19 protein-coding genes and 1 tRNA gene are annotated in these 20,699 nt (G+C 40.6%); 13 read left to right on the top strand and 7 right to left on the bottom strand.

Annotation, left to right across the window (positions count from 1 at the left end; genetic code table 11):
- Positions 1-55: 55 nt before the first annotated feature.
- Positions 56-131 (bottom strand) — tRNA-Gly (locus tag ACO5E4_RS01770).
- A 151-nt stretch (positions 132-282) separates the two neighbouring features.
- Entirely contained in the window at positions 283-840 is a 558-nt protein-coding gene (pgsA, locus tag ACO5E4_RS01775; protein WP_109858983.1) for a CDP-diacylglycerol--glycerol-3-phosphate 3-phosphatidyltransferase, read from the bottom strand.
- 184 nt (positions 841-1,024) lie between these two features.
- On the opposite strand from pgsA, the gene metC reads away from it, so the two are divergent.
- Together metC and ACO5E4_RS01785 are read left to right on the top strand one after the other, a co-directional pair.
- Positions 1,025-2,218, top strand: coding sequence for a cystathionine beta-lyase (gene metC / locus ACO5E4_RS01780; RefSeq protein ID WP_485861861.1), 1,194 nt, complete (start codon positions 1,025-1,027; stop codon positions 2,216-2,218).
- 200 nt (positions 2,219-2,418) lie between these two features.
- Positions 2,419-3,483, top strand: coding sequence for a porin (locus ACO5E4_RS01785; protein WP_485861862.1), 1,065 nt, complete (start codon positions 2,419-2,421; stop codon positions 3,481-3,483).
- Between the two features lie 130 nt (positions 3,484-3,613).
- On the opposite strand, the gene dnaJ is transcribed toward ACO5E4_RS01785, so the two are convergent.
- The 3 genes from dnaJ to dnaK form a co-directional block, all read right to left on the bottom strand.
- Entirely contained in the window at positions 3,614-4,738 is a 1,125-nt protein-coding gene (gene dnaJ, locus ACO5E4_RS01790) for a molecular chaperone DnaJ (RefSeq protein ID WP_454905294.1), read from the bottom strand.
- Positions 4,739-5,157: 419 nt separating this feature from the next.
- Positions 5,158-5,556, bottom strand: a complete 399-nt coding sequence (locus ACO5E4_RS01795; RefSeq protein WP_485861863.1) for a GyrI-like domain-containing protein — start codon at positions 5,554-5,556, stop codon at positions 5,158-5,160.
- A gap of 120 nt (positions 5,557-5,676) precedes the next feature.
- Positions 5,677-7,578: a molecular chaperone DnaK gene (gene dnaK, locus ACO5E4_RS01800; protein WP_314953312.1), complete on the bottom strand. Its 1,902-nt coding sequence runs from the start codon at positions 7,576-7,578 to the stop codon at positions 5,677-5,679.
- 54 nt (positions 7,579-7,632) lie between these two features.
- Here dnaK and ACO5E4_RS01805 point away from each other — a divergent pair, with 54 nt between their 5' ends.
- Positions 7,633-7,827, top strand: a complete 195-nt coding sequence (locus ACO5E4_RS01805; RefSeq protein ID WP_485861864.1) for a hypothetical protein — start codon at positions 7,633-7,635, stop codon at positions 7,825-7,827.
- Positions 7,828-7,918: 91 nt separating this feature from the next.
- On the top strand, positions 7,919-9,352 hold the full coding sequence (locus ACO5E4_RS01810) for a YdgA family protein (protein ID WP_485861865.1): 1,434 nt from the start codon (positions 7,919-7,921) through the stop codon (positions 9,350-9,352).
- A 357-nt stretch (positions 9,353-9,709) separates the two neighbouring features.
- On the opposite strand, the gene argS is transcribed toward ACO5E4_RS01810, so the two are convergent.
- On the bottom strand, positions 9,710-11,443 hold the full coding sequence (gene argS, locus ACO5E4_RS01815) for an arginine--tRNA ligase (RefSeq protein WP_485861866.1): 1,734 nt from the start codon (positions 11,441-11,443) through the stop codon (positions 9,710-9,712).
- Positions 11,444-11,529: 86 nt separating this feature from the next.
- On the opposite strand from argS, the gene ACO5E4_RS01820 reads away from it, so the two are divergent.
- The 6 genes from ACO5E4_RS01820 to ACO5E4_RS01845 all read left to right on the top strand — a co-directional run bounded on the left by ACO5E4_RS01820 (position 11,530) and on the right by ACO5E4_RS01845 (position 16,387).
- On the top strand, positions 11,530-12,117 hold the full coding sequence (locus tag ACO5E4_RS01820) for a VOC family protein (protein ID WP_485861867.1): 588 nt from the start codon (positions 11,530-11,532) through the stop codon (positions 12,115-12,117).
- 98 nt (positions 12,118-12,215) lie between these two features.
- On the top strand, positions 12,216-12,671 hold the full coding sequence (locus tag ACO5E4_RS01825; protein ID WP_485861868.1) for an outer membrane lipoprotein: 456 nt from the start codon (positions 12,216-12,218) through the stop codon (positions 12,669-12,671).
- A 137-nt stretch (positions 12,672-12,808) separates the two neighbouring features.
- A complete protein-coding gene (gene prfA / locus ACO5E4_RS01830) occupies positions 12,809-13,891 on the top strand; it encodes a peptide chain release factor 1 (RefSeq protein WP_485861869.1) in 1,083 nt (360 codons plus the stop codon).
- 44 nt (positions 13,892-13,935) lie between these two features.
- Entirely contained in the window at positions 13,936-14,835 is a 900-nt protein-coding gene (gene prmC, locus ACO5E4_RS01835) for a peptide chain release factor N(5)-glutamine methyltransferase (protein WP_485861870.1), read from the top strand.
- A gap of 9 nt (positions 14,836-14,844) precedes the next feature.
- The gene (gene kdsA, locus ACO5E4_RS01840) at positions 14,845-15,699 is read left to right on the top strand and encodes a 3-deoxy-8-phosphooctulonate synthase (protein ID WP_109127853.1); all 855 of its coding nucleotides are present in this window, start codon (positions 14,845-14,847) and stop codon (positions 15,697-15,699) included.
- Between the two features lie 175 nt (positions 15,700-15,874).
- The gene (locus ACO5E4_RS01845; RefSeq protein WP_314953294.1) at positions 15,875-16,387 is read left to right on the top strand and encodes an NlpC/P60 family protein; all 513 of its coding nucleotides are present in this window, start codon (positions 15,875-15,877) and stop codon (positions 16,385-16,387) included.
- A gap of 85 nt (positions 16,388-16,472) precedes the next feature.
- Here the strand turns inward: ACO5E4_RS01845 and ACO5E4_RS01850 are convergent, their stop codons facing one another.
- Complete coding sequence (locus tag ACO5E4_RS01850; RefSeq protein WP_314953292.1) at positions 16,473-16,922, bottom strand: LexA family protein; 450 nt, start codon at positions 16,920-16,922, stop codon at positions 16,473-16,475.
- A 317-nt stretch (positions 16,923-17,239) separates the two neighbouring features.
- On the opposite strand from ACO5E4_RS01850, the gene sstT reads away from it, so the two are divergent.
- From sstT to folP, 3 genes are all read left to right on the top strand, one after another.
- On the top strand, positions 17,240-18,487 hold the full coding sequence (gene sstT / locus ACO5E4_RS01855; RefSeq protein ID WP_454906729.1) for a serine/threonine transporter SstT: 1,248 nt from the start codon (positions 17,240-17,242) through the stop codon (positions 18,485-18,487).
- A 137-nt stretch (positions 18,488-18,624) separates the two neighbouring features.
- Complete coding sequence (dinB, locus tag ACO5E4_RS01860) at positions 18,625-19,731, top strand: DNA polymerase IV (protein WP_485861871.1); 1,107 nt, start codon at positions 18,625-18,627, stop codon at positions 19,729-19,731.
- A 90-nt stretch (positions 19,732-19,821) separates the two neighbouring features.
- Positions 19,822-20,649, top strand: coding sequence for a dihydropteroate synthase (gene folP, locus ACO5E4_RS01865; RefSeq protein WP_485861872.1), 828 nt, complete (start codon positions 19,822-19,824; stop codon positions 20,647-20,649).
- Positions 20,650-20,699 lie beyond the last annotated feature (50 nt).

The following is a 20,699-nucleotide window of genomic DNA, read 5'->3' on the forward strand; positions in this document are numbered from 1 at the left end:
TCGAAAGGCGAGGGATTTTAAATCCCTTGTGTCTACCGATTCCACCACTCGGGCTTGGAGCGGGAAACGAGGCTCGAACTCGCGACCCCGACCTTGGCAAGGTCGTGCTCTACCAACTGAGCTATTCCCGCGTCATCATTTAGCAGTGCTAAACAACGGAGTGCATTTTACTCATTTATGATTGTGAGTCAAATAGAAATTTAAAAAAATTATTTAACTGCTTAAAAAAAATTCAACTTTCAAAATACACAAAATAAAAATAGGGTTAAAAACGACCGCACTTTATTTACGTAAGTCTTCTAGTAAGCTGTCTTTAGCCGCATTCAAATATTGCAACATAGACCAAATTGTTAAAATTGCAGCAACATAAAGAAGAATGATGGCAATGATTTCCATCGCAGTGTTATAACGCCATAATAATCCGCCTAATGCGAGCATTTGGGATGTGGTTTTTACTTTGCCTAGCCAAGATACAGCAACTTTACTACGGCTACCTAATTCAGCCATCCATTCACGTAAGGCAGAAATAATAATTTCTCGTGAAATGACCACGATTGCCGGAATCGTAATCCAAAAAGTATGGTTATATTCCACCACCAATACCAAGCCTGCGACTACCATGATTTTATCTGCAACAGGATCCAAAAAGGCACCGAATCGGGTAGTTTGTTTCCATTTTCTTGCTAAGTAACCGTCAAGCCAATCGGTGACACCGGCAATGAAGAAAAGCAGAGTAGTTAAGAAAGGTGCCCAATCGAAAGGCAAATAAAAGGTAATAACAAAGAAAGGAATCAAAATAACACGAAAAATCGTAAGAAAAATGGGAATATTAAGTTTCATGATTCATTTTTGCTAGAGGTGAATGGTGCGTTTATTCTAAATCAGATTCACCTCTTTTAAAATGCCAATTTAGAAATTTGATTTAAAAAGAAGCTAGTGATGATAAGAATTTAGCGTTAATATTTTTAACGGTAAAAACGACCGCACTTTTACTTGATTTTTTATTGTTTTATAGGATGTCATCATGTCAGAAAAATCTCTTGCAACCGCATTAGTTCATGCGGGTAGAAAAAAACGTTATACCCAAGGTTCTGTGAATCCGGTGGTACAGCGTGCTTCTTCTTTGGTTTTTGATTGCTTAGCCGATAAAAAACACGCCACGATTAATAGAGCAAAAGGTGAGCTTTTTTATGGCAGACGCGGCACGTTGACACATTTTGCTTTGCAAGATGCGATGTGTGAATTAGAAGGCGGTGCAGGTTGTTATTTATATCCTTGTGGTGCAGCTGCTGTGACAAACAGTATTCTGTCCTTTGTGCAATCCGGTGATCACGTATTAATGACCGGCGCAGCTTATGAACCGACACAGGACTTTTGCAATATCATTCTGAAAAAAATGGGGATAACAACCACATATTATGATCCGATGATTGGCGAAGATATAGCCCGGTTAGTTCAACCGAATAGCAAAGTCTTATTCCTTGAATCGCCGAGTTCGTTAACCATGGAAGTGCCCGATATTCCCGCCATTGTAAAAGCTGTTCGAAAAGTTAATCCGGATATCGTGATTATGATTGACAATACGTGGGGCGGCGGTGTCCTTTTTAAAGCTTTAGAACATGATATTGATATTTCTATCCAGGCGGGAACAAAATATTTAGTAGGGCATTCTGATGTGATGATCGGTACCGCCGTGTCTAATGCGCGTTGTTGGGATAAATTGCGTGAGCATTCCTATTTAATGGGACAAATGGTAGATGCTGATAGCGCTTATACGACAGCTCGAGGTTTGCGTACGTTGGGTATTCGATTAAAACAACATGAGGAAAATAGCATAAAAGTGGCACAATGGTTGGCACAGCAACCTGAAGTCAAAGCGGTATATCATCCAGCATTGCCAAGTTGCCCGGGGCATGTATTTTTCCAACGAGATTTTCTTGGGGCAAGTGGCCTATTTTCATTTGAATTAAAACAAAGGCTTACTCAACAACAGCTGGAAGCATTTATGGACCATTTTGAATTATTTACGATGGCGTATTCTTGGGGCGGCTTCGAATCACTTATTCTTTGTAATCAACCGGAAGAAATTGCCAAAATTCGCCCGAATATTTCACGTAAATTAGAGGGAACGTTGATTCGTATTCATGTTGGTTTGGAAGATGTTGATGATTTAATTGAAGATTTAAATGCCGGATTTAAACGATTAAATGCAATTTAAAAATGTTTTTTCGTAAATTGACGTGGAAAAATGTGATCTGTGTCAGAAAATGGGGAGAAAAAATTGAACTTTTTATTGACGGTCTAATTTTTCTTTGGCAAGATTTAACCACTTCAAAAGAAGTAGCTTGGACTATTCGCAATTTGAAAAGTTCAAATTTACCTTAATAACAAGTAAAGTTCTGAAAAGGAATGAAGATTATGAAAAAGACAGTAATCGCATTAGCAATCGCTGCTTTAGCAGCAGCAGGCACTTCAAGTGCAGCAACAGTTTACAACCAAGATGGTACTAAAGTTGAACTTGGTGGTTCAATTCGTATTTTCTTAGGTAAATTAGGTGAAAACCAACGTGGTAATTTAGTTAACGATGGTTCCCGTATTAATATCAAAGCATCTAAAGCATTAGAAAATGGTTTATCTGCATTTGCAGGTTATGAATTGCGTTTTGAAAGAGATGCACTTAAAAACAAAGAAGCATCAAATAATAACTTTGGTGACCCAACAACCCGTAAATTATTTGTTGGTTTAGGCTTTGAAAATGTAGGTAAATTAAGCTTTGGTCGTCAATCAACCACAGCTGATGATGTTGTGGGCGATAGCTTATACTATGATTCTGGAGCATTAAACCCATTAACAACTCGTTCAGACAAATCTGTTCAATTCCGTTCTGATGAATTTGGTGGCTTTAGTTTCGGTGTAGATTACTTGTTCGGTAATGCTGAGAAACACACTGCAAAAAATTATAAAAATGGTTACCAAGTTGGTGCATTTTATAACTACGAAATTGCTGATAACCACAAAGTTGATGCCGCTGCAGTTTATACAGTAGATCAATATGATACTCAAGCAAGCTCTGAAACTAACCAAAAAAATCATACTTGGGTCTTAGCAACTCATTATCAATTGCAAGACTTGAAATTAGGTGCTGCTTATGGTCAAGGTGTTCATAAATATAGAACTCAAGATGATAATAACAAATCTAAGTATATTTTCTTAGAAGCTAAATATGACTTAAATGGTCTTACAGGTATTCCTACGACATTTGGTTTACAATGGGAACGTTTGAGTAAGAAATATGATACTGCAGCAGCGACAGCGCAAGATGACGGTAAAACTATCAAAAACCATTATATTGCGGTTGTTGATTACAAACTTCACAAAAATGTAGTTCCTTATGTACAATATACTCGTGCAACTGAAAAAGATAACCTTGGTCAACGTACCAACGAAAATATCTACGGTGCAGGTTTACGTGTACACTTCTAATTTGAGTTAATACTCATTAAAAAGACCGACATAATGTCGGTCTTTTTTTGTTCCTGAGTTTTTATGATTAAAAAGTGCGGTAGAAATTCTAAGTATTTCTACCGCACTTTGGTGTTAGATTTTGTTAACTTTACTTCGTTAAATCATCAAAGAAGCGTTTTACACCATCGAGGAAGCTAGAGGATTTCGGGCGCTGTTTGGTTTGCCCTTCTAAGCTTTCTTCAAGCTTCCGTAGCAATGCTTTTTGTTCTTCGTTGAGTTTTACCGGTGTTTCTACCACAATTCGACAGATTAAATCACCGGCATAACCGCCTCGTGAGGTAACGCCTTTGCCACGCATACGGAATAATTTGCCGGTTTGGGTCTCTTCCGGAATTTTTAATTTAACGCGTCCATCCAATGTTGGCACTTCAATTTCACCACCAAGAGCAGCCATAGTGAAGCTAATCGGCACTTCACAATAAAGGTTGCTGCCATCACGCTCAAAAATGTGATGCTCTTTCACATGGATTACAACATATAAATCGCCTGCCGGTGCGCCATTTTCACCTGCTGCGCCTTCGCCTGATAAGCGTAATTGATTTCCTGTATCCACACCTGCCGGGATTTTTACGGAAAGGTTTTTCGGTTTATTCACTCTGCCGTCACCATGGCAAGTTTTACACGGTTTCTCAATTTTCTTACCGGTCCCATGACAGAAATGACAAGGTTGTTCCGTCACAAAGAAACCTTGTTGGCGGCGTAAGCGGCCAGCTCCGTGACAATGTGGACAGGTTTCCACTTTTGAACCGGCTTCAGCGCCAGAGCCATGACAAGTTTCGCAAGGGGCAAGCGTATGAATTTTAATGTCTTTTGTCGTGCCTTTGACGGCTTCTTCAAGGGTGATTTCTAGGTCATAGCGTAAATCATCACCACGCACAACACGTTGGCGACCACGTCCGCCGCCACCGAAGATATCCCCGAACATATCGCCAAAAATATCGCCGAAATCTGCACCGCCAAAACCACCACCGCCGGCACCAAAACCTTGTTCAAATGCGGCATGTCCGTATTGATCATAGTTGGCCCGTTTTTGCTTATCGCTAAGGACTTCATAGGCTTCTTGGATTTCTTTAAATTTTTCTTCTTTCGCTTTATCACCTTGAGTTCTGTCCGGGTGATATTGCATAGCAAGCTTTTTATAGGCTCGCTTAATTTCCTTTTCATCGGCGGATTTAGAAACGCCGAGAAGTTCGTAGTAGTCTTGTTTTGCCATAATGTTTCAATTTTCCGTTTAAAATATCAAATGCTACTTCTATGATTATGTATTGTATTATATGAACAATAGTTTTAAACACCAAAATGATGTCAAAGGCAGAAATATCAAGAGCCAACACATGAATTTATTAAGGTATGACCCAGCTTATTTTCGTTTGTATATAGCCAAATGAAAATCAACAAACCAAAATGAGCCGTTCATATTTCTGTTACGATATGTTGTTGTTCAAAGAGGCAGGCTGAATTACCTGTCTTGAATGCCCTTATTTTGCTGCAGAGGAAGAAATAAAGTGATCGTCGACTTCTAAAATATTCAACATTGCATAAAAAACCGCAGATTGTCCTGATGCGGAACACATTATCGCCACATGACCTTAAAGTGCGGTCATTTTTTATAAAATTTTACGCACTTTGGGCTTAGCAATGTGGTGCAATGGCGATATAAATTTCTACTAAACCATCAGGGTGGTATTTTTCAAAATCCACCGAATAAGCCCGCTTAAGTAAACCTTGTTGTTCTTTTTTCCAGATCAGTTGCCATGTTTGATAAATTTCATCTATTTTACAGCGAAAAACTTCGTAGAAACTCAAATCTTCAATTTCAATCACCGGGATATCAGTCTCTAATACTGCTTCACTTGCAATCGCAAAATCATAGTCTGATTGGTAATTCGCAGCATAATTAAAATAAATGCCATAACAATAGTGACCTTGTGGCAGTCTATCGAAATTGTTTTGCCAAAGGGTTGGGATGATCTTATTTGCTATGTTGTTATTTAAGCGTTGTTGTACGATTGGGTAGAGTTTTAGCGCCATTTGTTCTCCTGGTTTATTTTTTCTGACTTCACTTTTTTAAATAAAGTCAGAAAAAATTGTGGTTGATGAATACACCAAAAGGGCGTATTGCTACGCCCTTTTATTTTAGTGAGAGTGAAACTACTTATTATCTTTCACTTCTTCAAACTCAGCATCCACAACATCATCATTTGGTTTGCCGTTGCTTTGCGCTTGTTGTGGCTCACCTTGCGGTTGTGCTGTTTGTGCAAGTTTTTGTGCAACTTCGGCAAGGGCTTGAAGTTTGGCTTCAATCACTGCTTTGTCTTCGCCTTTTGCTGCAGCTTCTAAGTCGCTTAATGCGCTTTCGATAGCGGCACGATCTGCTGCTGGTACATTGTCACCGGCTTCACTTAATTGTTTGCGGGTGCTGTGTACAAGGTGATCTGCTTGGTTGCGAGCTTGTACTAATTCTTCAAATTTACGGTCAGACTCCGCGTTCGCTTCAGCATCGCGTACCATTTGTTGAATTTCTTCATCACTTAAACCGGAAGATGCTTTAATGGTGATTTGTTGTTCTTTACCTGTGCCTTTGTCTTTCGCAGAAACGTGGATGATACCGTCTGCATCGATGTCGAAGGTTACTTCAATTTGTGGCATACCGCGTGGTGCCGGGTTGATGCCTTCAAGGTTGAATTGACCTAAAGATTTATTGGCAGAAGCCTGTTTACGTTCACCTTGTAACACATGAATGGTTACCGCACTTTGGTTATCTTCCGCAGTTGAGAACACTTGCGATTTTTTGGTTGGAATCGTCGTGTTTTTCTCAATTAAAGTGGTCATCACACCACCCATGGTTTCGATACCTAATGATAATGGGGTAACGTCTAACAACAATACGTCTTTCACATCACCGGCTAACACACCACCTTGTACCGCTGCACCAATTGCAACAGCTTCATCCGGGTTCACGTCTTTACGTGGTGCTTTGCCGAAGAATTCTTCTACTTTTTGTTGTACTAATGGCATACGGGTTTGACCGCCCACGAGAATAACATCATCAATTTGAGACGCTGTTAATCCGGCATCGTTTAATGCAACTTTTACCGGCTCAAGGGATTTCGCCACTAAATCTTCCACTAAGGATTCTAATTTCGCACGAGTCAACTTGATGTTTAAGTGTTTAGGACCGGTTGCATCCGCTGTGATGTAAGGAAGATTTACATCGGTTTGTTGTGCGGAAGAAAGCTCAATTTTTGCTTTTTCACCGGCTTCTTTTAAACGTTGCATTGCAAGTGGATCTTTGCGTAAGTCAATGCCTTGTTCTTTTTGGAATTCATCGACTAAATAGTTGATCACACGGTTATCGAAGTCTTCACCCCCTAAGTGAGTATCACCGTTGGTTGCCAACACTTCAAAGGTTTTTTCGCCACCCACTTCATCAATTTCGATGATAGATAAGTCGAATGTACCGCCCCCTAAGTCGTAAACCGCGATAGTTTTGTTACCTTGACCTTTATCTAAGCCGTAAGCTAGTGCGGCTGCAGTAGGCTCGTTGATGATACGTTTAACTTCTAGGCCTGCGATACGACCTGCATCTTTGGTTGCTTGACGTTGCGCATCGTTAAAGTAGGCAGGCACGGTAATAACCGCTTCAGTAACCGGTTCGCCCAAGAAATCTTCGGCCGTTTTTTTCATTTTTTTCAATACTTCGGCAGAAATTTGCGGAGGTGCTAGTTTGTCGCCTTTCACTTCAACCCATGCATCGCCATTATCGGCTTTTGTAATAGTAAATGGCATGATGTCGATATCACGTTTTACTTCAGCATCTTCAAAACGACGGCCGATTAAACGTTTGATGGCAAATAAGGTGTTTTTCGGGTTAGTCACCGCTTGGCGTTTTGCCGGTTGACCGACTAACGTTTCGTTATCATTTGTATAAGCAATAATTGACGGGGTGGTGCGATCGCCTTCTGCGTTTTCAATCACGCGCGGTTTATCGCCATCCATAACTGCCACACAAGAGTTTGTTGTACCTAAGTCAATACCAATAATTTTTCCCATTTGTTTTCTCCTAATGAAATTTTAAATTCGGTGTAACGATTTACGGATTATAAAATGTGGATTGAATTTTGCATTTCAAGGCATTTATTTAAAAATTTTTTCAATGCACTGCAAAGTGCGGTTCAAAAATCAGATGGATTTTCTTCACTAGCGTTACCAAAACGTATTATGAGAAAGGCACCTTGGCAGTTCAATCCTGATTCGCTTTGTAAAATGAGGATAAAAATAAGAGATTCAAGAGGAGAATAAAAATTTCGTGATCTTTTTTCTAAAGAACTAAATTCGTGTTAAATTAGCCACGTTGTTTCACCTTCTTATTTATTCATTAAGGACAAAGAGTATGAAAAAATCAGCGTTAGCATTGGGCGTTATTGTAGCATTAGGCGCGGCTTGGACCGGTGGTGCTTGGTACACCGGGAAAGTAGCGGAGACGGAATTTGCTCGACAAATTCAGCTTGCCAATAAAGATATTAATCAATCTGCGTATTCTTTAGGCTTGGATGTTCGATTTGATAATGTTTATTTTGAACGCGGTTTGTTTAGCTCCAAAACCAAATATGAAGTGCTTGTAACGAAACTTGATGATCCGAGTAAAACTTGGACGTTGCCGTTTGAAGGTACGTTATATCATGGCCCATTGCCGTTGAATCAACTGAGTCATTTCAATTTGGCGCCCCAAATGTTTTCCAGCGTGGATCAAATTACCAAAAACGAGACCACCACGCCTTGGTTTGATGCAACCAAAGGCAAAACCCCGATTAGCGTAACGACGTCGGTCAGTTATAGCCAAAGTGGTGATGCCAAAGTCGAATTGGTGCCGTTTGAGGCGGCTATGGACGATGGTATCTTGGCAGCTAGCGGACTTGATTTGACATTCGGTTTTGTGCGCGAAGGCATCAATAAATTGGATCTGGAACTTGATAAGCTCGCCTACAACGAATTTGACAAAAAAAGCGGCATTGAATTTGAGAAAGTAAAAATTGACGCTAATTACGAGCATATTCCGGAATGGGATTACCTTGCGACAGGCAAACAATTTATCTCCGGCGGGGCTATTAAAATCAACGGTACGGATGAGCAAGGCAAGTTAAATAGCTTTGGTGTTAAAGATTGGAAAATGGATTTTGACACGGTGAGAAAAGATAAAATCTTAGATTCCGGTGCAAAAATTGTGTTTAGCGGAATTTCTGTCCGTGATGCTGATTTAGGAGATTTAACCGTTGATATGGCGTTAAACCACATTGATGGTGAGATCCTTAACCAATTAATTCAAGTTTATAACGATTCTGCTAAACAACCGCATGATGAATTGAGTGATGAGGAAGTGCGGATCATGAGAAAATTCATTGATTCTCAACCGCAGTTTATTTTTAATCCGACACTTAACAATAAAGCCGGTAAGCTAGCTTCCAATTTAGATATTTCTATGGCAAGTGCTGATTTTGAAAATGCTATCAGCCAAGGAAAGATTTTCAGTTTGTTCAACCACTTTATTTTCAAAGTGGATGCTAATAAAGAGGCGCTAATTGAGGAAGCAGCGGTGATATTGCAGTTAGACCAACTTGATAAAGAACACGCAACTAAAGTGGCAACAGAACAAGTTAATTTAGGCGTTAAAAATAGTGTGCAGCAAGGTATTCTGGTTGAGGACGGAAAATCCGTTAAACTCGATCTTGTGCTAGAAAAAGGTGAGCTTAAATTAAACGGAAAAGAGATTCCGGAAGAACAGGTGGCTTCAATGTTATTCTTACTGGTGATGTCAATGGGGCAGTAGTTTATATTGATATCACTCGATAATATTAAGCATACAAAGTGCGGTCGATTTACAAAACGTTTTGAATTTCGACCGCACTTTCTGTTTATAGCGGCTTTACTTATCAGAGAATAAATTGATGTAAAACCGTGAGTTAGTTCACAAAATTACAAATAACCGTTTGCTTTATAATGTCATGTTGCTATCCTTAGCCCTAACAAAAATAAGTGCTATACAAATAGCCAAACATATTTTGCTTTCCGAGTAGTGCCTCCTGTGAGGCACTTTTTTTTACCCAATTTTTCTCCGTCTTGATGGCATGGTTTTAAGCATAAAAAAATCCCGCCATAAAAAGCGGGATGTGATTTATTAATGAGATTACATTTTCTCGACAGTTTTAATGCCGAGTAAATCCAATCCTTGTTTTAGCGTTCTTTCTGTTAACAACGCCAGTTTTAAGCGACTGAGTTTCACTTGCTGATCGTCGTGATTTAAAATCGGGCAATTCTCGTAGAAAGAAGAGAATGCACCGGCTAATTCGTATAAATAAGCGCAAAGCACATGCGGTGTACCGTCTTTTCCGACCACTTGAACCGCTTCTTCAAATTGCAATAATTTGATTGCCAAAGCACGTTCTTTTTCATCTGTAATGCTTAATTGGGCTTGTTCCACTTCGCTTAGGGCAATTTGGCTACGATTGAAAATCGAACGAATACGGGTGTAGGCATATTGCATATAAGGCGCGGTGTTGCCTTCAAAGCTCAACATATTGTCCCAGTCGAACACATAATCCGTGGTGCGGTTTTTCGATAAGTCCGCATATTTCACCGAACCGATACCAACGGCTTCAATGACATCCGCTTTTTCTTGCTCAGAAAGTGCGGTGGATTTTTGCGAAATTAATACGCCGGCACGTTCAATGGCTTCGTCTAATAAATCGGCCAGTTTCACGGTGTCGCCACTACGGGTTTTGAATGGTTTGCCGTCTTTGCCTAACATCATGCCGAAGTTTTTGTGTTCGAGTTGGAAGCTATCCGGCACATAGCCTGCTTTACGAGTAATCAGCCAAGCTTGTTGCATATGTTGGCTTTGACGCGTATCGGAGAAGACTAATGCACGCTGAGCTTTTAAGGTTTCGTAACGGTATTTCGCGGCGGCAATGTCAGTGGTAGTGTAAAGGAAGCCACCGTCTTTTTTCTGCACAATAACGCCCATTGAATCGCCATCTTTATTTTTGAATTCATCCAAATAAACCACTAATGCGCCGTCATCTTCTACAGCCAAACCTTGTTTTTTCAGATCTTCAACAATGCTAGGCAACATTGGATTATACAAGCTTTCACCCATCACATCTTTGTCTGTTAAGGTCACGTTGAGACGATCGTAGTTGTGTTGGTTTTGTTGCATCGTGATCTTCACCAGTTTTTGCCACATGGTTCGGCAATATTCATCGCCACTTTGTAATTTCACCACGTAATTACGGGCTTTTTCGGCAAATACCGGATCTTCGTCATAATGTTTTTTGGCTGCGCGATAAAAGGCTTCTAAATCGCTCAATTCCATTTCACTGGCATGTTCGTTTTCCATTTTTTCCAAATAGGCAATGAGCATACCGAATTGCGTTCCCCAGTCGCCCACATGGTTCGCGCGGATAACGTGGTTACCTAAAAATTCCAGTGTGCGTACGACGGCATCACCGATAATGGTTGAACGCAAATGTCCCACGTGCATTTCTTTGGCAACGTTTGGGGAGGAATAGTCCACCACGACCGTTTGTTTTTCCGGATTGTGTACACCTAATTTCGGATCTTGCACAGCACGGTTAATATTTTCTGCCAGCCAAGTGTTTTTTAGAAAAATATTAATAAATCCCGGACCGGCAATTTCCGTTTTTTCTGCAATGTCTTGTAATTCGGCTTTGTCTAATACGCTTTGAGCAAATTCACGTGGGTTTAAACCCAATTTTTTGGCAGCGGGCATGATGCCGTTAGCTTGATAGTCACCAAATTGCACTTTGCCCGATTGGCGAACGAGGGCTTCACATTGTGCGTCGGCACCGGCAGCGATCATCGCCTGTTTAATTTTTTCAGATAAAATAGATTGAATATTCACGACTGAACCTTAAATTCTTTTGAGGGATAAAAATAGCGGATATAATACCGTTCTTTCACTTTTCAGAAAAGCCAAAAAGGAAAATTATGTCGTGTCATTTGCCCCACGAAATGTTTCAAAATCAGACCGCATTTTTGGCTGATTTTCAGGATTTTGAACAAAAAATTCAGGCGCTTGCCGCGGAGATTCATTTAGATCTTAGCCAATATGAAATCGATCATCTGTCATTGCGTGTGAATTACGAACAAACGGCAAATGCGTGGTTAACCCGATTGTTAGCGTATGGCTCGGTGTTGAGCGATAACCTGATTAACGGTAGAGTGATTTATTTGATTCAGTTACATGAGCCTTTGCGTTTGGCGCAACAAGAGGTCGATGTGGTGGAATTACCTTTCCCAAAAGATAAACATTATCCGCAGGAAACCTGGGAGCACATTGAGGTGGTTGTTCCATTTTTACCCAATGAAACCGCTGCAGAATGGTTAGCAAGAATAAAAAATACATATTTTGGGAACCAACCTGAACGTTTTACGCTCAAAACGAGCGAACCGAAAGGGGATGGTGAAAAACTGCTCAATTTATCTGTTGCAGTAAGCTTTTTAGATAAAACGCAGAATCCTACTTGTATTAAGTTCCATCCATACAGTATCAAACAAATTGTGAGCGTAGTTTGATTATGTAAAGCGGTTTTAATAAAATTAGATTCATCGTTTATTTATCAAAAAATAAATAAGTAAAATAGAAAGGTTAATTTCGTATTTAAGGAGCGTTTATGAAAAAGATCGCATTAGCTGTTTTGATGAGCTTAACTCTTGTTAGTTGTGCCAATGAAGATATTTATGGCGGTAACGTCTATTCGGGCGCTCAAGCGAAAGAAGCCCGTTCGATTAGTTATGGCACCATTGTTTCCACCCGCCCGGTGAAGATCCAGTCGGATAATCAAGGCGTGCTCGGTACGATCGGTGGTGGCGCGATTGGCGGTATTGCCGGTTCAGCGATCGGTGGTGGCACAGGCAGGGCATTAGCTACAGCCGTGGGAGCCGTTGCCGGTGCTGTTGTCGGCACTAAGGTTGAAGAAAAAGCCAGCCAAGTTAGTGCCATTGAAATGGTTATTCGCAAAGATGACGGCAAAGAAATTGTTGTGGTGCAAAAAGCCGAAGCGAATCTCGTGCCAGGTGCGCGTGTGCGTATTGTTGGTGGCTCACGTTTGAACGTTTCCGCACTTTAATTTAACTAAGATGAGAAAGGCTTTTGAGATAGCTCGAAAGCCTTTTTTATTGCCTAAACTTCAATAACATTTCTATTCTGTGCTAGAATGCTCCGATTTTTTTATTTCCCTTTCCATTTTCCTTCGAAGGTTAAAGAATGAAACCCTCTATTATCAATAAATTAGATAGCTTAAAAGAACGTTATGAAGAGCTTGAAGCGTTGCTAGGCGATGCTTCTGTCATTAGTGATCAAGATAAATTCAGAGCCTATTCCAAAGAATATGCGCAACTTGAAGACGTGGTGAAAAGTTTTAGCCGTTGGAATCAGCTCAATGCCAATTTAGAAGAAGCACAGCTCCTGCTTGACGATCCGGAAATGAAAGAAATGGCACAAATGGAGATTGAAGAATCCAAAGCCGAACTGGAACAAGTTGAGCAGCATTTACAAATTCTCTTATTACCGAAAGATCCGAACGACGAATATAACTGCTACCTTGAGATCCGCGCTGGTACCGGTGGTGATGAAGCCGGGATTTTCGCCGGCGATCTTTTCCGTATGTACAGTCGTTATGCGGAAACCAAACGCTGGCGTGTTGAAGTGCTGAGTGAAAACGAAAGCGAGCAGGGCGGATTTAAAGAAATTATTGCCCTTGTGAGCGGTGAGGGTGTTTACGGCCAATTAAAATTTGAATCAGGCGGACACCGTGTACAACGTGTACCGAAAACTGAGTCACAAGGGCGTATTCATACCTCGGCTTGTACTGTTGCGGTGATGCCGGAATTGCCGGAATCGGAAATGCCGGAAATTAACCCATCAGATTTGCGTATCGATACTTATCGCGCCTCCGGTGCGGGGGGGCAGCACATCAATAAAACTGATTCCGCCGTGCGTATTACGCATATTCCAACCGGCATGGTGGTGGAATGTCAGGATGAGCGTTCACAACATAAAAATAAAGCCAAAGCCTTGTCCGTGCTTGCTTCCCGCTTAGTGCAACAAGAACAGGAAAAATTGGCGCAAGAGCAAGCGGATACCCGTCGTAACCTTTTGGGTTCCGGTGACCGTTCTGACAAAATTCGTACCTATAATTACCCACAAGGGCGTGTGACTGATCACCGCATTAACCTGACGATTTATCGCTTAGATGAGGTGATGAACGGTAAAATTGACGACTTGATTCAGCCGATTATTACTGAATATCAGGCGGATCAGTTGGCGGCATTATCCGAGCAGAATTAACGAGAGAACGAGCTTAACGGCTCGTTCATTTTATTTGAACAAACATGAACTACCAACAATGGCTGCAACACGCCGCGCAAGCGTTAAATCAAGCAAATCCCGCTGAAAATGGTAAAACCGATGCACAAGTGTTATTGCAATCTGTGACGCAAAAATCGCGTGCATTTATTTTGGCTTTTGGTGAGACACAGCTGGATGAAAAAACACAAGAAAAACTGACCGCACTTTTATCCCGCCGTTTGCAAGGTGAGCCCATCGCTTATCTTCTCGGTGAAAAAGAGTTTTGGTCGTTGCCGTTAAATGTCTCAGCAGGCACGCTGATTCCGCGTCCGGATACCGAAATTTTGGTGGAAAAAGCCGTGGCGATTGCCACAGAGGCGTTACAAAAGTGCGGTCAATATTCCCAATGTTTTCGTATTTTAGATTTGGGTACCGGCACGGGCGCGATTGCCTTGGCGTTAGCCTCTGAACTGAAACCCATTGCGCAAAAACAGCATATTCAACTAGAAATTATCGGCGTGGATGTCATGCCGGATGTGGTGGCGTTGGCGACATCCAATGCGGAAAAAAATCAGTTAGACGTTCGTTTTTTACAAAGCCATTGGTTTGACAAGGTGACAGGCGTATTTGATTTGATTGTGAGTAATCCGCCTTATATTGATGCAAAGGATGAACATTTAACCCAAGGAGATGTACGCTTTGAGCCCTTGTCAGCGTTAGTGGCGGAAGACGAAGGCTATGCGGACTTACGTCATATTATCGCCAACGCACCGAAATTTATGCGGACAGGCGGTTATTTGTTGGTGGAACACGGTTGGCAACAAGGGGAAAAAGTGCGGTCGATTTTCCAAGAGAATTTTTGGACATCGATTGAAACTTTACGGGATTACGGAAATAATGAGCGGGTAACCTTAGGTTGTTGGGCTCAAACTGAAAATAAATAAGGAAGACATATGCAAAATAAATGCATTCAATTAGGCGATATTCAAATTGCCAACGATAAACCCTTTGTCTTATTTGGCGGCATGAATGTGCTCGAAAGCCGCGATATGGCAATGCAAGTGTGTGAAAAATATGTGGAAGTGACGCAAAAATTGGGCGTGCCTTATGTGTTTAAAGCCTCTTTTGATAAGGCGAACCGTTCTTCCATTCATTCTTATCGCGGCCCGGGCATGGAACAGGGATTGAAAATTTTTGCTGAGTTAAAGCAAACATTCGGTGTAAAAATCATTACGGATGTACATGAAATTTACCAATGCCAACCGGTTGCCGAGGTGGCGGATATTATTCAGTTACCGGCATTTCTTGCTCGCCAAACAGATTTGGTCGAAGCGATGGCGCGCACCGGTGCGATTATTAATGTGAAAAAACCGCAATTTTTAAGTCCGGGACAAATGGGCAATATTGTGGAAAAAATCGCTGAATGCGGCAACGATAAAGTAATTTTGTGTGATCGTGGCACGAATTTCGGCTATGACAATTTAATTGTTGATATGCTGGGTTTCAGCGTGATGAAAAATGTCTCTAAAGGTTGTCCGGTGATTTTTGATGTAACCCATTCATTGCAATGTCGTGACCCGTTTGGCGCGGCCTCCGGTGGACGTCGCGCGCAAGTCACCGAACTTGCTCGTGCCGGTTTAGCGGTTGGTTTGGCGGGCCTATTCCTCGAAGCTCACCCGGAACCGAGCAAAGCCAAATGTGATGGCCCGTCAGCCTTACCGTTAGATAAATTGGAAGCTTTTGTTTCACAAATGAAAGCGGTGGATGATTTGGTGAAATCCTTCCCTGAATTAGACACCTCTAACTAGTCTCTTCAATATTCAATATATAGTGCATAAAATTCTTTTTATGCACTATATAGGCGATAAAACATGAATTTTATGAAATTAAATTGCACTTTTTCTGGATTTTTTCTTCATTTTACGCTAGGATTCAGCAAAATTTTGTCAATGAATCTCTATTTAAATAAAAAATTTAATGTTTATGTTTAAAAAATTTTTGATGATTGTTCCTTTATTTGTTTTGACGGCATGTTCAAATTCTACAAAGAATGTTGCAGCTTCAGTGCAAGATCAAGAACAGTTAAACCAATTAATTCATGCGCAACTGAAAACGAATAAGCCGCATCAATATTCTGAAGTAATGGATAAACGACTTGCAAACGTATATCAAGAATGGGCGGGCACCCGTTATCGTTTAGGTGGTCTCACGAAAGGGGGGATTGATTGCTCCGGTTTTATGCAAACTACTTTTTTAAAAGCTTATGGTTTAGCATTGCCTCGTTCTACATCTGAACAACGTCATGTCGGTACAAAAATTGAAAAAAGTGAATTAAAAGTTGGTGATTTAGTTTTCTTCCGTAAGAATAATCATGTTGGCGTGTATATTGGTGGTGATAAATTTATGCATTCTAGTACAAGTCGTGGCGTGATTATTGAGTCATTAAATGACGATTACTGGGCAAGAACTTATACCCAATCTCGTCGAGTGCTTTAAGTTTATTTTCTGAAACATAAAAGAGCGGTCAAAAGTGTTAGCATTTTTGACCGCTCTTTTATTTGAGATGCAGGTAGTTATTTTATTAGGCGGCAAACCGGAGTGTATTTTTACGTTGTAGTTGATGAATGACGTTGGTTACAGTGCCTACAATCGGTAGTTCTCGCCAATTGGTTGTTTTAATATTTTCCATTTTAGAGTCCAAAGATAAGAAAATAAATTCCCCGTTGTTGTGTGCAATAAACTCATATACGTGAAATTCATTGTTTACTTCAAGGACGATCAATTCGTCTAAAAATAATTCCTCATTATTTTCTACGACCAACATATCACCTTCTTCAATTCCCCAGGCGAGCATATTGGGATTTGTCATTCGAATAAAACATGTTTGTTGAGGACGTTTAATGCAGTACAAGTTGAGATCAAGTTTTTTATTGAAACCACGATTTTCTTGTTTCATATCTTCAAAAAAAGGCATGGGTTGATAAGAAAATATATGATCGTTTTGGGCAAAAACATTGTGATGGTAGTTCATATCTGCTCCTCAGTAAAATAAACTGTATTTTTATACAGTCAAATATACTGTTTTTATATCCAGTAAGTCAACAGGTGAAAAATAAATTTTTGAATTATTTTTTCGATAGGATAATGTAGGAATTATTTTTTTCTAAAAAAGTATTAGGTTTATTGGATTTAATCTAAAGAAATTCATCAAAATTTCTATAAACTTAATGAAAGTTAAATGTTCATATTTATTTTATCAAAAAATTCCGCTATCTTTATTGGCCTAGGGGAATCAGTTTTGATTCTAAGATCAACCGCAAGTAATTGCATAACTCTCGTTAACTTATTATGAATATGTCTCGTTTAATTTCGCTCTTCTTCCAAGGCAGTTTGGTCAAACGTATTGCTGCTGGTTTAGTGTTGGGTATTTTGGTCGCACTCATTACGCCTATGTTACAACCGACATTAGGTTTTAACTTGGCCGAGAAAGTTGGTGTGTTAGGTCAAATTTTTGTTCGTTCACTACGTGCTGTTGCACCATTATTGATCTTTGTTTTGGTTATGGCAGCAATTGCCAATAAGAAAGTGGGCTCCAAAACCAGCATGAAATCCATCATTGTGTTGTATTTGGTCGGTACTTTCTTAGCTGCATTAGTTGCTGTTATTGCAGGGTTCTTGTTCCCAACAGAAGTGGCATTATCAGTGAAAGAAGATATTTCCGCTGCACCCAAAGGTGTTGGAACCGTATTGTTAGATTTAATTTTCAATATGGTAGATAACCCGTTAAATGCCTTATTTAAGGCGAATTTCATTGGCGTATTAACTTGGTCTATTGGTTTAGGTTTGGCCTTCCGTCATGCTTCTGATGCAACTAAAACCGTGATTTCTGATATTTCTGAAGCGGTATCCAAAATTGTTTATGTCGTTATTTCATTTGCACCAATTGGAGTATTCGGTTTAGTTTCTGAAACATTAGCGGATAAAGGCTTAATGGCATTAGGTGGCTATATTCAATTACTAAGTGTGTTGGTCGGTTCCATGTTGTTTGTGGCTTTTGTTGTGAATCCTGTTTTAGTTTTCTGGAAAATCCGTCGTAATCCGTATCCACTGGTTTGGACTTGTTTGCGTGAAAGTGGCGTAACCGCATTCTTTACCCGTAGCTCTGCAGCGAATATTCCGGTGAATATTAATCTTGCTAAACGCCTGAATTTAGATGAAGAAACGTATTCTGTTTCTATCCCATTGGGTGCAACCATTAATATGGCCGGTGCTGCGATTACCATTACGATTTTAACGCTTGCGGCCGTGCATACCTTAGGTATTGAGGTTTCTTTCGGTAGCGCGATTCTGCTAAGTCTTGTTGCTAGTTTATGTGCTTGCGGGGCTTCAGGGGTTGCAGGCGGTTCATTATTGTTAATCCCATTAGCATGTAGCCTATTTGGAATTTCTGATGATGTTGCGGCACAAATGATCGGGGTTGGTTTCATTATTGGTATCTTACAAGATTCTACAGAAACCGCACTTAACTCATCTACTGATGTACTTTTCACAGCAGCCGCTTGTATTGCAGATGAAGGGAAAAATAATAACAATTGATTGTCGATTTATTTAGTGAAAAGGATGGGGGGTAACCATCCTTTTTTTATTTCCAAAAACTAAACACTGTTTTTTTATCCAGTGATTTATGCTAAAGTGCGGTTAGAAAATAACATGTTTTTTAACCGCACTTTTTTATGCCTGATTCTCTTTCCTACAAGCCTAGAAAAATTATTCACATTGATATGGACTGTTTTTACGCTTCCATTGAAATGCGTGAAAATCCTACATTGGCGGATAAACCTGTTGCTGTTGGTGGAAGACCAGAGCAACGAGGCGTGCTGACAACATGTAATTACATTGCCCGCAAGTTTGGGCTACACAGTGCAATGCCAACCGCACAGGCGCTAAAATTGTGCCCTCATTTGGTTTTACTGCCGGTTAACATGCCTCTATATCGCGAGGTTTCCCGTCAAATTCATCAAATTTTCCAGCGTTATACGACGATCATTGAACCGCTTTCTTTAGATGAGGCTTATTTAGATGTAACCAATTGTGATAAATGTGCCGGTTCGGCAACTTGGATCGCACAAGATATTCGCCAAGCCATTTGGGATGAACTTCGGTTGACCGCTTCTGCCGGTGTTGCACCATTAAAATTTTTAGCCAAAATCGCCTCTGATCAAAATAAACCGAACGGGCAATTTGTGATTGATCCCAAAGATGTCGATGAGTTTGTTGCTCATTTGCCACTCAAAAAAATTCCAGGCGTGGGCAAAGTAACCTCGGAAAAATTACTGCAAATGGGCTTAGCATGTTGTGCAGATGTACAAAAGATTGATCGGCATATCTTGTTAAACGCATTGGGTAAGATGGGACAACAAATTTGGTCATACAGCCATGGTATTGATGAGCGAATGATTCAGCCTCATCGAGAGCGTAAATCTATTGGTGTTGAAACGACATTATTGACGAATATTATTGCTTTGGAACAGGGAGTTGCCGTGTTGGATGAGCTATATGCTCAATTAGTAAAACGAGTGCAACGTTCTGCTGCCAATATTCCTTTTTCACAGTTGAGAAAAATCGGCGTGAAACTCAAGTTTGAAGATTTTCAGGTAACAACTCTAGAAAAAAGTGCGGTAGTATTTTCGAGAGAAAATTTTGAACAGCTGCTAAGTCAAATTTGGCAACGGAGACAAGGGCGAAGTATTCGTTTAATTGGTTTGCATGTCATGTTGCCGGAAGAAAATCATTCAGGGCAAATGAGCTTGTGGGGATTTTCTGAAGAGGGTGATAAATAACCGCCTTTCTTTATGCTTTTTTTTTGGCAGGCTATAGAAATTCTCTTATAATACACCGCACTTTTTACCTAAACGGTAAGCGAATAATCTATGAAATTAACAGCAAATAATAAAACACTCGATCTTTCTACCCCTAAAATTATGGGAATCCTCAATTTCACTCCAGATTCTTTTTCTGATATCGGTAAATTTTTCCAATTAGACAAGGCGTTGTTCCAAGTAGAAAGGATGTTGAATCAAGGCGCATCGATTATTGACATTGGGGGAGAATCAACCCGTCCGATGGCAGAAGAGGTAACGTTAGAACAGGAACTGGAGCGCGTTGTCCCTTTAGTGGAGGCGGTAAGAAAACGGTTCGATTGCTGGATTTCGGTGGATAGCTCCAAAGCACAGGTGATGCAAGAGGCCGCTAATGTGGGCATGGATTTGATTAATGATATTCGCGCGTTACAAGAACCTGATGCATTACAAACTGCCGTTCGTTTGGCATTGCCTGTGTGCATTATGCATATGCAAGGGCAGCCGCGAACAATGCAGCTCAATCCGCATTACGATGATGTGGTGGCGGATGTTTTAAAATTTATGCAACAGAGAACGGAACAATGTTTGGCTTCGGGAATCAAAAAAGAGAATCTGATCTGGGATCCCGGCTTTGGGTTTGGCAAAAGCGTGCAACATAATTATTGTTTGTTACAACAATTTTCTGTTTTCTGTGAACAAGGGTATCCGGTGTTGGCGGGAATTTCCCGTAAATCCATGATTGGTGCCGTGTTGGATAAGCCTGTAGAACAACGCACAGTGGGTAGTGTGGCTGCCGCATTAATTGCTGCGATGAAAGGCGCCAGCATTTTGCGTGTGCATGATGTTGGTGAAACTGCCGATGCGCTTAAAATTTGGTTGGCAACGCAAAATGCTTAAATACGTAGTTGTGCTGTCGGACGCTAGCTGTCTTATCGGAAGAACGATAG

The sequence above is a fragment of the Aggregatibacter sp. genome, from assembly GCF_057314075.1.